Below are 14,108 nucleotides of genomic sequence, written 5' to 3'. Positions count from 1 at the left end.
CTGGTTCCTGCCTGCGGCATCGGCTAGAGGTCGGGCACGGGCAAGCTGCCGCCAGCCTCTCCGCGAGGGTGACCTGGCTGTGCGGTGAAATATCGCTTGAGCCGCAGCAGCCTTGCTTCGAACAAGTGCCAGGTCGTGAGGCTGGCAAGCATGCAAAGCAGCAGCGAAGCCAGCATATAGGCCAGGTAGCCGGCTGAAAGCACGCTGCCGTTGTGCGGCAGCAGGCCGGACCGTGTGCGCACTAGCCATGCCAGGCCGTACAGGACCGGCGGGTGGAACACATAGAGCGAATAGCTGTATTTGCCGAACATCCGAAGCACGGGATGACTGGCCACCAGATTCAGGCGAGAGCCCGCCGGGAGCAGGAGCATGGCGGCAATCAGCAAGGCCGAGCATGCGCCGAGCGTGCTGAACCCGAACGTCTGCAATGCCAGCCCGTCGCGCTTCAGGCCGCCGTCAAGCACCACAACCAGCGCCGCGCTGATGGTGGCCAGCGCCGCGAGCCAGCGCAGGACCTGTCGGCCGGTGGGCAGCGCGAATCCACCCCGCGCATACGCAGCCACCAGCGCGCCGTACAGCAGGGGGTCGATATGCGTGAGCGTGGACACGTAGATCGCCATCTGATCCCATCCGTCCCTGATGAGAAGGAAGCGGAGAACCGGGGAGGCAACGCACAGGACCAGGGACACGACCACCACGCGCCGGGCGGTGCACAGAAACACGACCAGCGGCCAGACCAGGTAGAACTGCTCTTCGATCGCCAGCGACCAGAGCTGCGTGACAGGGACGGGCGAGCCTTCCCCGAGCCTTGCGAAGTACCAGTTCTGCATATAGCTCCAGAACCAGGCCTGCGCGTGCAGGAGATCGGCATAGTCATTGCCCGGCCGATAGATTTCCGCAAGAAACGGCCGCAACACCAGGAAAAACAGAATCAGGAAGAAATAGTAGAGCGGGAAAATCCGCAAGGTGCGCTTGGCATAGAAGTTGGCGAAGTACCGCTGCGTGCCCTTCGCGTCGAGCAATATGCCGGTGATGAGAAATCCGGATAGCGCAAAGAAGATGTCGACGCCGACCCATCCGGACGCCAGCAGCTTCACCACGATGTGGTCGAGTGTCCCCGTACCGCCCAGGGCTGCCGCGACCACGGAGTGATGAAAGAAGACCAGGAGGACGGCGACGCCTCGCATTCCATCGAGCGGACGAAGATGGCCGCCACCCAGCCGTTGTTTGAGGAGCGCTTGCGGGCAGGGAGCGTCAATGCCACTGTTCGGTTCGCCGGATGCCGGCGAACGGGGATACTCGATGTGCATCCAGGCCCCCATTCGGATGTGCTCCCCCGAGTGTAGAGGGGCCTTCCCGGCACCATCCGCCAAGTTCAACGCGCGGCACGCCGGGGCGTCAAAGGTAATATCGGGGCCGATGCAGTTCGGTGGGCCTGCGCAATGCAGCCCCTCGCGGCGCCGGCGGCACAGCGCGATGGCCCTGGCCCGCCTCCCGCAGCGGCTTGCCCCCGCGCTCAGCCGCCGCGCTTGTAGACCACGCCGCGCGGGGTGACCGAGTCCGGCGTGGGGGTCGCAGCGGCCAGCGGCTGGCTGGTTGCCGGCTGGGCGGCAGCCGCGCGCTGCTGGGCGCGCCGGGCTTCGCGGGCCTTTTCGATGACGGAGAAATCCGGGCCGGCGAAGGCCGAAAGCGAGCACGAGAGTGCCATCAGGCCGGCACCGATAAGGGCGATATTCTTCACGAGGGTTACCTGTTTGCGGTTGTTGCGTTGTCGCCCGGTGCGACGCGGCTGGCGCTGCGCGCTTGTTTCATTGCGAAGGGGGCGATCTGAAAAAGTCAGGGAGCAGCTTTTGGCCACTCCCTGCGGCCAGGGAAACATCAGCCGGGAAAGAAGTGGCCGCGCAATAAGCAGAGGAGGGAGCGCGCGGTCACTGGGTTCTGCATGATGGTTCATCTTCACTGGCGGGCACGGCGGCGTCCGGTGGTTCCGGTGCCTGGCGTGCTCGACGAAGGGCAGTGTATGCCCCGGTGTGCGATTCAAGAAACGATTAAAACCTATGGGTGCAAGTCGCTTTTTTCATGGTGGCTGGCTCGCCGGACCTGCTCTTCCATGGCCTGCAATCAGCGCTTCGGCGAGTCGCCTTCGGCTACGCGCCGGGCGATCGTTGTAGCATCGCTGCCATGGACAACCTGCTCAGAAAACTCGACCTCACCTCGCTGCGGCTGTTCGTCGCCGTCTGCCAGGAACAGAACATTGCCCGCGCGGCCGAGCGCGAGTTCATCGCGCCATCGGCGGTCAGCCGCCGCATCGGGGAAATCGAGGCGCTGATCGGCCTGCCCGTCATCCAGCGGCATCCGCGCGGCATCACGGTGACGCCGGTGGGCGAGGCCGTGCTGCGCCATGCGCTGGCCATCATCGGCAATATCGAGTCGCTCGGCGCGGAGCTGTCGCGCTTTAGCTCGGGCGCGCGCGGCGCAGTGCGCATGGTGTGCAACCTGGGCGCCATCGTGCAGTTCCTGCCGGAGGACCTGGCGGCCTTCGGGCGGGTCTACCCCGACATCGACATCGCGCTGGAGGAGCAGCACAGTCCCGAGGTCCTGCGGCTGGTGGGCGAGCGCAGCGCGGATTTCGGCATCTGCAACGCGATCCAGGGCGTGGAGCAGTTCGTCTCGCTGCCTTACCGCGAGGACCAGTTGTGCGTGCTGGTGCCGCGCGGGCACCGGCTGGAAGCGGCGCCGCAGGTGCGCTTTGCCGACCTGCTCGGCGAGACCTTCGTCGCGCTGCGCGACGAGAGCGCGCTGAGCCGCCTGCTGCTGGGCGAGGCCGCGCGGCTGAACGGCGCGCTGCGCATCAAGATGCGCGTGGCGAGCCTCGACGCGCTATGCCGCATGGTGCATGTGGGTCTGGGCATCGCTATCGTGCCGCGCCAGGTGGGCGAGCTTTACGTCAACACGCTCGATGTGGCGTGCCGGCCTCTGGTCGACGGCTGGGCCACGCGCCAGCTGGTGGTGGTGTTCCATTCGCGCGAGCATTTGTCGGCCAGCGCCGCGGCGCTGGTGGACTTCCTCTGCCGCCGTTAGCGCCGTTAGCGCGGGCGGCCCGCCGCCGGGCGAGCCGTCTCGAAGCGAGAGGGCTGTCGTGCCGATTCCATGCTATGCGCCGCGTGCGCCGCGCCATATAGTGGGCTGACCAGGACCTCGCCACGGCGACAATCAGATCCGGAGCCCCCATGATGGACGATACGATCCGCTTCGGCGGCCGCGTGCTTTACCTGTCGCAGGATCCCGCCTGCATGCGTGCCCAGCTCGAAGGCAAGGCCGTGAGCCTGGCCGACGCCGGCCCGCTGCGCGACAATGTTTCCACCGACGAGATCACGCCGGTGACAGTGATGCTCACCTACGACGAGCGCCTGGGCGAGTTCCCCTATGTGGGCTTCCAGGCCGGCGGGGAAATGCCGGTCGGCCGCAACGCCGTGCGCGACGGTGGCTTTGCGGTCACGGTGGCGGGCAAGCGCTACGGCAAGGGCTCCTCGCGCGAGTCCAGCCCGCTGGCAGAGCTGTCGGCCGGTATCCGCCTGATCGTGGCGGAGAGCTTCGAGCGCATCTACCAGCAGAACTGCGACAACATCGGCATCCTCACCACCACGGATTTCAGCGTGCTCGAGCGCGTGCTGGCCGGCGAGGCGATTCCCATCGAAGCCTTCCTGAGCGGGCGCGACGCGCTGACCCAGCAGGTGATCCGCGCCGGCGGCCTGCTGGCCTTCAGCCGCGCGGCGAGCTGGCCGGTCCCCGGCAGCATGCCCGCGGCGGCGGCGCCCGCCGGCGCGGCGCCGCGCACACTGGTGGAGAAGATCATCGACCGTCACCTGCTGCCCGGCACCCCGGGCGCCGGCCGTGGCCAGGGCGTGTTCGTGGCGGCCGACTGGCGTTTTTCCCACGACTATTTCACCGGCATGTGCGCGCACCTGATGCATCGCGCCTTCGGCAAGCCGGCCGCGCTGCGCGACCCGGACACCATCATTGCGTTCAAGGATCACCTGGTGCTGGCGGCGCAGAGCTATCCGCACGTGCGCGACGGCTTGCTGCCCGGCGTGGCCAACCTGATGCAAGGCCACGACAGCTTCGCCCATGACTACCCGGTGCGCTCGCACGGCGCGCTGCCCGGCGACGTGCCCGGCTCCGAAGGGATCTGCCACGCGCTGATGGCCGAGCAGTACGCGCTGCCGGGCCAGGTAGTGGTGGGGACCGATTCGCACACGCCGCATTCGGGCGCGCTCGGCTGCCTGGCCTTCGGCGCCGGCGCCACCGACCTGGCGAACAGCTGGGTCACCGGCTACGTGCGCTGCAAGGTGCCGGAGACCCTGCGCGTGGAAGTGGAGGGGGAACTGGCGCCGGGCGTGACCGCCAAGGACATCGTGCTCCACTTGCTGCAGATGGACGCGATCCGCTCGGGCGGCGCCATCGGCGTGGTGTTCGAGTACGCCGGCAGCACCGTGCGCGCGCTCTCGGTCGACGAGCGTGCCACGCTCACCAATATGGTGGCGGAACTGGGCGGCTTCACCGGCATCGTCGCGCCGGACGACAAGACCGTGGCCTTCCTCAAGGCGCGGCGCGGCGTGGATTTCGTCGTCGAGGACTGGATGCGCAGCGATGCCGGCGCCAGCTACCGCGACGTGATCCGCATCGATGCGGCCGCCATCACGCCCATGGTGGCGCGGCCCGGCGATCCCGGCAACGGCGTGGCGGCGCAGGCGCTGGGCGAGGCCGTGCCGGTGGATATTGCCTACGGCGGCTCCTGCACGGCCGGCAAGCGCGAAGATTTCGACTATTACCACGAGGTGCTGCGCTGGGGTCTGGAGCACGGCCTCAAGGTATCGCCACGCACGCGGCTGTACCTGCAATTCGGCACGCTGGGCGTGCGCGAGTATTGCGAGGCGCGCGGCTACCTGGAGACCTTTGACGCCGCCGGCGCCACGCTGGTGATGCCGGGCTGCGGCTCTTGCGCCAATTGCGGCCCCGGTGCGTCCACCAGCGGCGAGCAGGTCACCATCAGCGCCATCAACCGCAACTTCCCGGGCCGTTCGGGCCCGGGGCAGGTCTGGCTGGCCAGCCCCTACACGGTGGCGGCCAGCGCGCTGGCAGGGCAGATCAGCACCTTCGGGCAACTGCAGGCGCGCGCCCGCGAGGAGGCAGCGCCGGCCTAGCCTGAGTTTCACGCCACCGGCCCGCACCCGCGCGGGCCGGGTTCCCCAGAGCCGGGCAGCAGATTCCGGCCGGACCACAAGACACCGGAGACACCCATGTTCCATATCCCAAGCCGCGCCACGCGCGCGGCCGGGCGGCTGCTTGCCGCCCTTGCCCTGGCCTGCGGCGTGGCGGCCGCGCATGCCGCCGGCGCTTATCCCGCCAAGACCGTGCGCCTGATCGTGCCGAACTCGCCGGGCTCCACCGCGGACCTGGTTGCGCGCGTGGTTGCCGAGGGCATGGGGCACGATCTCGGGCAACCGTTCTATGTGGAGAACATCGCCGGCGCGGCCGGCATTCCGGGCACGCGCCAACTGGTGGGGGCCGCCGCCGACGGCTACACGCTGGCCGTGGTCTCCTCCAACCATGCCATCAACCCCGGCCTGTATCCCAACCTGCCCTACGACAGTCTCAAGGACATCAGCCCGGTGGCGCTGATCGGCACCACGCCGCTGGTGCTGGTGGTTGGCGCCGGCTCGCCGTACAAGACCGCGCAGGCGCTGATCGCGGCGGCGCGGGCGCAGCCGGGCCAGTTGACCTACGGCTCGTCGGGCAAGGGCAGCGTGCTTCATCTGGCGGGCGAGTTGCTCAAGTCCAGGGCCGGCATCGACATGCTCCATGTGCCCTACAAGGGGGTCAATACGCTCTTGACCGATGTGCTGGGCGGGCAGATCAGCGCCGCCTTCCTGGCCTCCCCGTCGGCGCTGCCGCAGATCAAGGCCGGCAAGCTGCGCGCGCTCGCCGTGAGCACGCCGGCGCGGCTGGAAAGCCTGCCGGGGGTGCCCACGCTGGCCGAGGCCGGCGTCAAGGACTATGCGTACGACGCCTGGATCGCGCTGGTCGGCCCGGCCGGCCTGCCCGTCGAGGTGTCCGCACGCCTGCAGCAGTCCATGGCAAAGGCGCTCGCCACCCCCAAGGCGCGCGAGCTGTTTGCCGCGCAGGGCTTCGTGGTCAGGGGCGCCGGCGCCGACGAAACGGCGCGCACCATCCGCGACGAAGTGGGCCGTAGCCGCGCCCTGATCAAGAGCGCATCGATCGCGGTGGACTGACGGCGGCAGGCGGGGGCCGCGCGCCGCACGCCGCACGCTGCCTCAGGCCCCCAGCACTTCCTCGCAGATCGAGAACCACGCGCGCGCCGCGTGGGACAGGTAGCGTCCCGGCGACCAGATATGCGCCAGCGCCCAGTCCATCGCGGGTTCGGTCAGGCGCGCCACGGCGAGCTTGTCGTCGAGCTGGACCCTGGCCAGCAGCGGCTGCGGCAGAAAGGTGGTGCCGAGCCCGGCCGCCGCCATCGAGGCGAGGAAATCCCAGTGCCCGCTTTGCGCCACGATGCGCGGCTCCACGCGGGCCTCCATGAAGGCCACGCGCAGCTTGCGCGTGAGCGAGAAGTCGTCGGTCAGCAGCAGCAGCGGCTCGTCGCGCAGCGCCGCCAGGCTGACGGTCTTGTTCCTGGCCCAGCCTGCCTTGCGCGGCCCTGCCACCCAGATCGGGTACTTGGCAAACTCGCGCGTCGCGAGCGCCAGGCCACTGTCGCCGGGCAGCACGGTCGCGCCGACCTCCAGTTCGCCGTTGGCCACCTGTTGTTCCACCGTATGCCCGCCATGCTCGGCCAGGCTCAGTTCCAGGTTGGGGTAGCGCTGGCGGAAGGCGCTCACCGCGGGGGTGAAGAAGAGGTTGGCCATCGGCGGAATGCCCACCGTGAGCTGGCCCCGCCCCAGCGAGGAAAGATCGGCCACCTCCAGCGTGAGCCGGTGCACCACGCCCAGCGCCTCCTGCCCGCGCTCGTAGACCACGCGCCCCACATCGGTCAGCCGTACCTGCTTGCCCTCGCGGATCAGCAGTGRCTGGCCGATCTCGTCCTCCAGCTGGCGCACCATCTTGCTGATGGTGGACTGGGTGACGAACAGGGAGGTGGCCGCCTGGGTGAAGCTCTGCAGGCGCACGGTCTCGACGAAATAGCGTAGGGCGCGGATATCGATGGGCACGGGCGGCTTCCTGATCCATGAAAAAAGCGAATGTGATCGTCAATTTTAAATCATGTTCGGAATGAGCGCCAGTTGGCTACACTTCCATTCCACCGCTCTTCTACAGGTTTGCGTCATGGCTTGGCCGAGCGCACGGCAATGGCTCTTTTCACTGAAGGCATTCGCCGCCTCGATGCTCGCGCTCTATATCGCGCTGGCGCTGGGTTTGCCCCGCCCTTACTGGGCCATGGCAACCGTCTATTTCGTTTCCCACCCGCTGACCGGGGCCACGCGCTCCAAGGCCGCCTACCGCGTGGCGGGCACGCTGCTTGGCGCCACCGGCGCCGTCGCCACGGTGCCGCTGCTGGTCAACGAACCGGTGCTGCTGATGGCTGCCATCGCGCTGTGGACCGGCGCCCTGCTGTATTTCTCGCTACTGCAGCGCACGCCGCGCAGCTATATCTTCCTGCTGGCCGCGTACACGCTGCCCATCGTGGCGCTGCCCGCCGTCAGCGAGCCCGCCCAGGTCTTCGCCATTGCCGTGGCGCGCATCGAAGAGATCGTGGTCGGCATCCTGTGCGCCGGGCTGGTCGGCTCGATCGTCTTCCCGGCCAAGGTGGCGCCGGCGCTGCGCGCCCGTTCCGCCACCTGGCTGGCCGATGCCGCGCTGTGGGCAACCGACATGCTCTCGCCCGAGCCCGACGCCAATGCCTCGCGCCACGGCAGCCGGCACCGCCTGGCCACCGACATCCTCGCGCTCGACCAGCTGATCGCGCAGCTTTCCTACGATACCGAGAGCGCCGACACATTGCGCCATGCGCGCGCCTTGCGCGAGCGCATGACCATGCTGCTGCCGGTGCTGTCCTCGCTGGCAGGATTGCTGCAGGCGCTGCGCGCCCATGCGCACGGCATGCCGGCGCAGCTCGCGCGCCAGATGGCCGACATGCGCGCCTGGATCCATGCCGGCTTCCACGGGCCGGCGCCCGCGCTCGGGCCGGCGGCCGCGCCCTGGCGCGAATACGGCAAGGCGCCGGGCTGGCATGCCGGCCTGGTGGCCACCGCCAACGATCAGCTGCGCACGCTCGCGGCGCTGTGCGAAGACTGCCACGCCCTGCAGCGCGGCATCGGCGACCAGCGCGGGGCGGGCCAGGCCGCCGCGCCGGTGCTGCGCTACCGCGCCCGCGCGGCGGACCGGGCGCACCATCACGACCACGGCATGCTGCTGTACTACGCCTGCTCGACCAGCCTCGCGGTGTTCTGCGCGGGCCTGCTGTGGATCGCCTCGGGCTGGGAAGACGGTGCCGGCGCCGTGGTGGTGGCCACCATCACCAGCTGCTTCTTCGCCACCGTCGAGGAGCCCAGGCCGGTGGCGCGCGCCTTCATGCGCTGGAGCGTGATCTGCTTCCTGGTGTCGTGCTTCTACCTGTTCCTGGTGGTGCCGCAGGCCCATAACTTCGAGACGCTGGTCGGCATGCTGGCGGTGCCCTATATGGCCATCGGCATGCTGATCTCGCGTCCCGGCTTCAACCTCATCGCCATGCTGCTGTCGGTCAATACGGCATCGTTCGGCAACTTCCAGAGTGTCTACGACGCCAACTTCCTCGGCACCTTCAATACGAGCCTGGCCAGCGTGGGCGGCATGCTGTTCGCGCCGCTGTGGTTCATGGCGACGCGGCCGTTCGGCGCGCGCGTGGCCGCGCACCGGCTGATCCGCGCCAGCTGGAAGGACCTGGCGCAAGCCGCCACGCGCGGGGAAGCGCCCGAGCAGGCCCGGCTCGGCAGCCGCATGCTGGACCGCCTCGGCCAGCTGGTGCCGCGCCTGGCGGCCAGCGACGACAAGATGTCCACCGACGGCTTCGCCGAACTGCAGGTCGGCTTCGGCGCGCTGGCGCTGCAGCGCAACCTGGCGGCGCTGCGTCCGGCCGCGCGGCGCGCGGTCACGCGCGTGCTCAACGGCGCCGCCGCGCATTTCCGCGCGCGCCTGAAAGCCGGGCACGCGATGGCGCCGCCCGAGGCGCTGTCCGCGCGCATCGACAAGGCCATCGGCGAGGTCGCGGCGCAGGCCGATGGCGTGGACGATGGCGTGGACAATGCGGCCGCCGGCGATGCGGTGCGCGAGACGCTGGCCGCGCTGGTCGCCCTGCAGGTCACGCTCTACCACGCCCAGCCGCACGCGCCCACTGGCAAGGTACCCGCGCCGCCGGCGCTGCCGCGCGCGCCGGTGGAGAAACCATGCTGAGCGCCGAGATCGATGTCTACGGCGTGTTCGTGCCCAGCCTGCTCGCGCTGATGCTGGTCAGCTTCGCCATGACCGCCTGCCTGCGCGCGCTGCTCGCCCGCGCTGGCTTCTACCGGCTGGTCTGGCACCGTTCCCTCTTCAACCTCGCCCTCTACCTGATCGTGCTCGGCGGCGTGGTCGCCCTGGCCCGCTGGCTGCAATCATGAAAATCAAGTTCCGTTTGTTGGTCCCCGTGGCGCTGACCTTGCTGGCTACGGTGGCAGCGCTGTTTGTCGTCAGGCATTTGTGGGACTACTACACCGTGGCGCCGTGGACGCGCGACGGCCACGTGCGTGCCGACGTGGTGCAGGTCGCGCCTGACGTGTCGGGCCTGGTCACGCAGATCCTGGTCAGGGACAACCAGCGCGTGCGGCGCGGCCAGGTGCTGTTCGTGATCGACCAGGACCGCTACCGGCTGGCGCTGCAGCAAGCGCAGGCCAACGCGGCCGCCTTGCGCGCGACGCTGGCGCAGGCGCGCCGCGAGGCCGCGCGCAACCACGCGCTGAGCGAGGTGGTCGCCACCGAGGTGGTGGAGGAAGGGCAGGCCCGCGTGCAGGAAGGCGAAGCGGCGCTGGCGCAGGCCGAGGCCGCGGTCGGGGTGGCGCGCCTGAACCTGGCGCGCACCAGCGTGGCCAGCCCGGTCGACGGTATCCTGAACGATCGCCTGCCGCGCCTGGGCGACTATGTAAGCACCGGCCGCCCGGTGCTGTCGATGGTCGATGCGGGCTCCTTCCATGTGGAAGGGTATTTCGAGGAGACCAAGCTGCACCGCATCCGCATCGGCAGCCCGGTAGCGGTGCGCATCATGGGCGAGCACGTCACGCTGCACGGCCACGTGCAGAGCATTGCAGCCGGCATCGAGGACCGCGACCGCAGCAGCGGCGCCAACCTGCTGCCCAATGTGAATCCCACCTTCAACTGGGTGCGGCTGGCGCAGCGTATCCCGGTGCGTATCGTGCTGGACGACGTCCCGGCCGACATGCAGCTCGTCTCGGGCCGCACGGCCACGGTGTCGGTGGCCGTGCCGCGCCAGGTCGTGGCCGCGCGGCGCGCACCCCCCGGCGACGGTGCCAGCGGGAGTGCGGCGCAATGAGCAAGCTCCGCCTGGCATGGCTGCCGGCGGTGATGCCGCTGCTGTTCGCCTGCACCACGGTCGGCCCCGACTACAAGGTGCCCGCGCACGCGATGATGCGCGCGCCCGAGGCCAATGGCCCGCTGCGGGGCACGCAGGATGCGGCGGTATCGGTGGCCGCCGTGCCGGACGACTGGTGGCGGCTCTATGACGACCCCAGGCTCGACCGGCTGGTGCGGCAGGCCCTCGCTGCCAATACCAGCGTGCGCGTGGCCGCCGCTAACCTGCGGCGCGCCGTGGCGGTCTACCACGAGGTGGAGGCCGAGAACCTGCCGCAGGCGGCGATCTCCGCCAAGGCCGAACGCGCGCAGGTGGCTGGCGAGAGTTTCCTGCTCAAGGAAAAGGTCCCGGTCTTCAGCCTCGGCGATGTCGGTTTCGCGGTGTCTTACCTGGTGGATTTTTTCGGCAAGCTCGCGCGCGCCGACGAGGCCGCGCTGGCCAGTGCCGAAGCCAGCCAGGCCGCGCTCGACATGACGCGCGTCGGCGTGGTGGCGCAGACCGTGCGTGCCTATGTGCAGGGCTGCGCCGCCACGCATGAACTCGACGTCGCCGGGCAGCAGCTTGCGCTGCAGGAGCGCGGCGCGGAAATTACCGGCAAGCTGGTCGCCGCCGGCCGCGGCCAGCCCGCCGATCTGCTGCGCGCGCGCGCGCAGGCCGAGACCTTGCGCGCCGCGCTGCCGCGCTTCAAGGCGGAGCAGGAAGGCGCCGCCTGGCGCCTCGCCGTCATGCTCGGCAAGCCACCCGGCGCGCTGCCTGAAGCGGAGTTCGCCTGCCATGAAGAGCCGAGGCTGCGGCAACCCTTGCCTGTCGGCGACGGCGCCGCGCTGCTCAGGCGCCGGCCCGACATCCGCCAGGCCGAGCGCGAGCTCGCCTCGGCCACCGCCAGGATCGGCGTGGCGACCGCCGATCTCTATCCCTCGATCCGCATCGGCGCATCCGCCGGCTTCAGCGGCATCCTCGGCGACCTCGGCAGCGGGCCCACGGCGCGCTGGGGCATCGGGCCGCTGATCACCTGGAACCTGCCGACCAACGGCGTGCGGCCACGCATTCACGCGATGGAAGCGGGTGCCGACGCCGCGCTGGCCAGTTTCGACGGCGTCGTGCTGAAGGCGCTGCAGGAAACGCAGGGCGCGCTCAGCGACTACACGCGCGAGCTGGAGCGCAACCATTCGCTGCGCGTGGCGCGCGATGACGCGCAAGAGGCCGCGCGGCAACACCGCCAGCTGTATCAGGCCGGGCGCACGCCGTATCTGTCCAGCCTCGATGCCGACCGGACGCTGGCAGCGGCAGAGGCGGCGCTGGCCGCGTCGGACAGCCAGGTGGCGATGGACCAGGTCAATCTGTTCCTGGCGCTCGGGGGCGGCTGGCAGAACAGCCCGAAGGTGGCGCAGAACACAGGCGAGCATCACTGACCGCGCGGAGGCGTTGCTGCGTGGGGCGCGCCCGGCTGCGCCGGCATGGCAGAGCCGCGGCCAATACTGTGAAAATTCCGACTGGAATGCAGAATATTAATTCATCACGGGAATGCTAGGCGATGGCTACACTGTCGTCTGTACCGCGCTTCCGACCGCGCCGGTACATGCAAAAAGGCGAAACAGACGACATGCGGGACGCAGATCCGCCTATCCCGCTCCACCACAAGTGGAAAGTGCCGCCCATTCTGGACTCCAGCAGCAATCATGAACAAGAAGCTCTTCACGACCCTCGTTTCCGCAGCCGCTTTTGGCCTTTGCGTCATGGCATCGACGCAAGCCAGTGCACAGGGTCCGAAAGATAGCACCAGTGCCGGCGACAAGTACGGCTACAACCTGCACAACGGCAAGCGCGACCCGTTCACCGACGGCGCCCGCGCGAATGACCGCCGCGACCCGTTTACCGACGGTGCGCGCGTCAATGACCGCCGCGATGCGTTCACCGATGGCGCCCATGGCGCCGCGGCGCTCGACCTGGCTGGCCGCGACCTGACCGGTGTGTCGGCAACGCCGTCCCACAGCGGCGTGGCAGGCAAAGCCAGCGCCTGACCGGCGCAACCGGCCCGGCCCCGGGAATCCTCCGCCCGGGGCCGGGCCGGCCGGCGAGACCGCTGCCGCCGCGTTGCGCGCAGATTGTCCCTGGCCACGCCACGCCACGCAGTTCACCGCAGTTCACCGCAGTCCCCCGCAGTCCCCCGCAGTACCAACCAACAGTCTCACCCTCCCCATGATTTCCCTGAACAAGATCGTGCTGTCGCTGGCAAGCGTCTCGGCACTCGCTGCATCATTGCCGGCATTGGCCGGTCCCGACTGGACCGTGATCGAACGCGCGCGCGCCCAGAAGCAGGCGCAGGCCAGGCGGGCAAGCGCGCAGGCGCGCTGCCCCTTGCAAGCGCAGGGGGCGGCGGCACCGGCCGCGCCGTCGGCCGTGCCCGCCGCCACAGCCGCGACCGCGCCCAGCGTCACGCCCTGAGCGTGAGACCGGCCGGATCGCAAGGCGCGCGCGGGCGCACGCTCGCGGCCAGCAAGGTGCCCGCCGGGATTCGATCGCGTAGTCACCCGCCTTGACGGCGTAGCGACGGCGCAATGAAAAGGAAAGCGGGAAGGGCTGGAAGGGCGGGAAGGGCGGGAAGGGAGAAGCCGGCGCGGCGGGCTTTACGGCCGCCGCGCAGCAAGTGGCGCCTGGATCGGGTCGGACCGGCAGAACCAGGGGCGCCGTCCGGTCAGCGCCGCCAGGCAAGGAAGTGCCTCAGGGCTTCTTCTCCGCGATTACCATCCACGACACGCCGAAGCGATCGGCGGTCATGCCGAAGCGGTGCGCGAAAAAGGTCTCGCCCAACGGCATCTGGACCTGGCCGCCTTCGGCCAGCCCGTTGAAGACGCGGTCCGCGGCAGCCGCATCGGGCACGCTTACCGACAGCGCGATGCCTTCGAAGCTCGGCTTGCCGCTGCAACGGCCGTCGGACATCATCACCGTGCTTTCGCCGATGCGCATGGCCATGTGCATCACCTTCTCTGCGTCGCCGGGGGCGGGCGCGCATCCCTCGGGCGCGCCTGCCGGTTGCGGCGGCGCTTCCTTGAAGCGCATCAGCATTTCGACTTTCGCGTCCAGTACGCGCTTGTAGAACTCCGCCGCTTCCTCGCAGCGGCCTTCGAAGAACAGGTAGGGTTGGACCAGCATTTTGTCTCCTTATGGCGTTCTCAGGGTCGTTCGGGATCGAGCGGCATCGGCACCGATGCATGCTCGTGCACCACCAGCCACCGGCCGGCGATCTTGCGAAAACACAAGGTGGCGCGCACCCAGGCCTCCTGCGGCGCGCCGCCCTGGGGGTGCTGGTCACACGCTGCGTCGATATTGCGCCGGATTTCGCCGGATTGCGTGATGGGCGCCGCTGCTGTGATCCGGCCACATCGTTGTGTACACTGTCCACTACCATAGTCGAGAAAATGGACGCTGTCCACATGGAGGAAAAATGACGGGTGCCAAGCGCACTTCCGGCACCGCGGGCCGGGCGGCT

Annotated in this window: 14 protein-coding genes; 9 read left to right on the top strand and 5 right to left on the bottom strand. The window is 69.2% G+C overall.

Annotation, left to right across the window (positions count from 1 at the left end; all coding sequences use genetic code 11):
* Positions 1–23: 23 nt before the first annotated feature.
* Both AC1DK4_RS05650 and AC1DK4_RS05645 read right to left on the bottom strand, forming a co-directional pair.
* A complete protein-coding gene (locus tag AC1DK4_RS05650; protein ID WP_441614492.1) occupies positions 24–1,310 on the bottom strand; it encodes an acyltransferase family protein in 1,287 nt (428 codons plus the stop codon).
* 206 nt (positions 1,311–1,516) lie between these two features.
* On the bottom strand, positions 1,517–1,741 hold the full coding sequence (locus AC1DK4_RS05645; protein ID WP_441614490.1) for a hypothetical protein: 225 nt from the start codon (positions 1,739–1,741) through the stop codon (positions 1,517–1,519).
* A gap of 440 nt (positions 1,742–2,181) precedes the next feature.
* Here AC1DK4_RS05645 and AC1DK4_RS05640 point away from each other — a divergent pair, with 440 nt between their 5' ends.
* From AC1DK4_RS05640 to AC1DK4_RS05630, 3 genes are all read left to right on the top strand, one after another.
* Positions 2,182–3,081 carry a LysR family transcriptional regulator gene (locus AC1DK4_RS05640; RefSeq protein ID WP_441614488.1) on the top strand — a complete coding sequence of 300 codons (900 nt, stop codon included), beginning with the start codon at positions 2,182–2,184 and terminating at the stop codon, positions 3,079–3,081.
* Between the two features lie 152 nt (positions 3,082–3,233).
* Positions 3,234–5,204: an aconitase family protein gene (locus AC1DK4_RS05635; protein ID WP_441614748.1), complete on the top strand. Its 1,971-nt coding sequence runs from the start codon at positions 3,234–3,236 to the stop codon at positions 5,202–5,204.
* A gap of 96 nt (positions 5,205–5,300) precedes the next feature.
* Positions 5,301–6,293, top strand: coding sequence for a Bug family tripartite tricarboxylate transporter substrate binding protein (locus AC1DK4_RS05630; RefSeq protein WP_441614486.1), 993 nt, complete (start codon positions 5,301–5,303; stop codon positions 6,291–6,293).
* 42 nt (positions 6,294–6,335) lie between these two features.
* On the opposite strand, the gene AC1DK4_RS05625 is transcribed toward AC1DK4_RS05630, so the two are convergent.
* Positions 6,336–7,229: a LysR substrate-binding domain-containing protein gene (locus AC1DK4_RS05625; protein ID WP_477131433.1), complete on the bottom strand. Its 894-nt coding sequence runs from the start codon at positions 7,227–7,229 to the stop codon at positions 6,336–6,338.
* A gap of 115 nt (positions 7,230–7,344) precedes the next feature.
* Here AC1DK4_RS05625 and AC1DK4_RS05620 point away from each other — a divergent pair, with 115 nt between their 5' ends.
* From AC1DK4_RS05620 to AC1DK4_RS05595, 6 genes are all read left to right on the top strand, one after another.
* Entirely contained in the window at positions 7,345–9,447 is a 2,103-nt protein-coding gene (locus tag AC1DK4_RS05620; RefSeq protein ID WP_441614482.1) for an FUSC family protein, read from the top strand.
* Positions 9,441–9,653, top strand: a complete 213-nt coding sequence (locus tag AC1DK4_RS05615; RefSeq protein WP_441614480.1) for a DUF1656 domain-containing protein — start codon at positions 9,441–9,443, stop codon at positions 9,651–9,653. Before AC1DK4_RS05620 ends, AC1DK4_RS05615 begins: the two co-directional genes overlap by 7 nt.
* The gene (locus tag AC1DK4_RS05610) at positions 9,650–10,579 is read left to right on the top strand and encodes an efflux RND transporter periplasmic adaptor subunit (protein WP_441614479.1); all 930 of its coding nucleotides are present in this window, start codon (positions 9,650–9,652) and stop codon (positions 10,577–10,579) included. Before AC1DK4_RS05615 ends, AC1DK4_RS05610 begins: the two co-directional genes overlap by 4 nt.
* On the top strand, positions 10,576–12,030 hold the full coding sequence (locus AC1DK4_RS05605) for an efflux transporter outer membrane subunit (protein ID WP_441614477.1): 1,455 nt from the start codon (positions 10,576–10,578) through the stop codon (positions 12,028–12,030). The genes AC1DK4_RS05610 and AC1DK4_RS05605 overlap by 4 nt, the downstream gene beginning before the upstream one ends.
* Positions 12,031–12,297: 267 nt before the next feature.
* Positions 12,298–12,639 carry a hypothetical protein gene (locus AC1DK4_RS05600; protein ID WP_441614475.1) on the top strand — a complete coding sequence of 114 codons (342 nt, stop codon included), beginning with the start codon at positions 12,298–12,300 and terminating at the stop codon, positions 12,637–12,639.
* 178 nt (positions 12,640–12,817) lie between these two features.
* A complete protein-coding gene (locus AC1DK4_RS05595) occupies positions 12,818–13,063 on the top strand; it encodes a hypothetical protein (RefSeq protein ID WP_441614473.1) in 246 nt (81 codons plus the stop codon).
* Between the two features lie 276 nt (positions 13,064–13,339).
* Here AC1DK4_RS05595 and AC1DK4_RS05590 read toward each other — a convergent pair whose 3' ends face one another.
* Complete coding sequence (locus AC1DK4_RS05590) at positions 13,340–13,771, bottom strand: VOC family protein (RefSeq protein WP_441614471.1); 432 nt, start codon at positions 13,769–13,771, stop codon at positions 13,340–13,342.
* A gap of 20 nt (positions 13,772–13,791) precedes the next feature.
* Positions 13,792–13,956: a nuclear transport factor 2 family protein gene (locus tag AC1DK4_RS05585; RefSeq protein ID WP_441614746.1), complete on the bottom strand. Its 165-nt coding sequence runs from the start codon at positions 13,954–13,956 to the stop codon at positions 13,792–13,794.
* Between the last annotated feature and the right edge of the window lie 152 nt (positions 13,957–14,108).

The organism is Cupriavidus sp. 05N38 (assembly GCF_056397345.1).
Note: the sequence above shows the minus strand (reverse complement) of the source record. Positions and strands in the feature narration are given on the sequence as shown.

What these genes read in the sequence shown, in the direction of transcription:
- AC1DK4_RS05650 (WP_441614492.1), bottom strand. Translation starts at nt 1,310, where the DNA reads ATGCACATCGAGTATCCCCGTTCGCCGGCATCCGGCGAACCGAACAGT.
- AC1DK4_RS05640 (WP_441614488.1), top strand. Translation starts at nt 2,182, where the DNA reads ATGGACAACCTGCTCAGAAAACTCGACCTCACCTCGCTGCGGCTGTTC.
- AC1DK4_RS05635 (WP_441614748.1), top strand. Translation starts at nt 3,234, where the DNA reads ATGGACGATACGATCCGCTTCGGCGGCCGCGTGCTTTACCTGTCGCAG.
- AC1DK4_RS05630 (WP_441614486.1), top strand. Translation starts at nt 5,301, where the DNA reads ATGTTCCATATCCCAAGCCGCGCCACGCGCGCGGCCGGGCGGCTGCTT.
- AC1DK4_RS05620 (WP_441614482.1), top strand. Translation starts at nt 7,345, where the DNA reads ATGGCTTGGCCGAGCGCACGGCAATGGCTCTTTTCACTGAAGGCATTC.
- AC1DK4_RS05615 (WP_441614480.1), top strand. Translation starts at nt 9,441, where the DNA reads ATGCTGAGCGCCGAGATCGATGTCTACGGCGTGTTCGTGCCCAGCCTG.
- AC1DK4_RS05610 (WP_441614479.1), top strand. Translation starts at nt 9,650, where the DNA reads ATGAAAATCAAGTTCCGTTTGTTGGTCCCCGTGGCGCTGACCTTGCTG.
- AC1DK4_RS05605 (WP_441614477.1), top strand. Translation starts at nt 10,576, where the DNA reads ATGAGCAAGCTCCGCCTGGCATGGCTGCCGGCGGTGATGCCGCTGCTG.
- AC1DK4_RS05600 (WP_441614475.1), top strand. Translation starts at nt 12,298, where the DNA reads ATGAACAAGAAGCTCTTCACGACCCTCGTTTCCGCAGCCGCTTTTGGC.
- AC1DK4_RS05595 (WP_441614473.1), top strand. Translation starts at nt 12,818, where the DNA reads ATGATTTCCCTGAACAAGATCGTGCTGTCGCTGGCAAGCGTCTCGGCA.
- AC1DK4_RS05590 (WP_441614471.1), bottom strand. Translation starts at nt 13,771, where the DNA reads ATGCTGGTCCAACCCTACCTGTTCTTCGAAGGCCGCTGCGAGGAAGCG.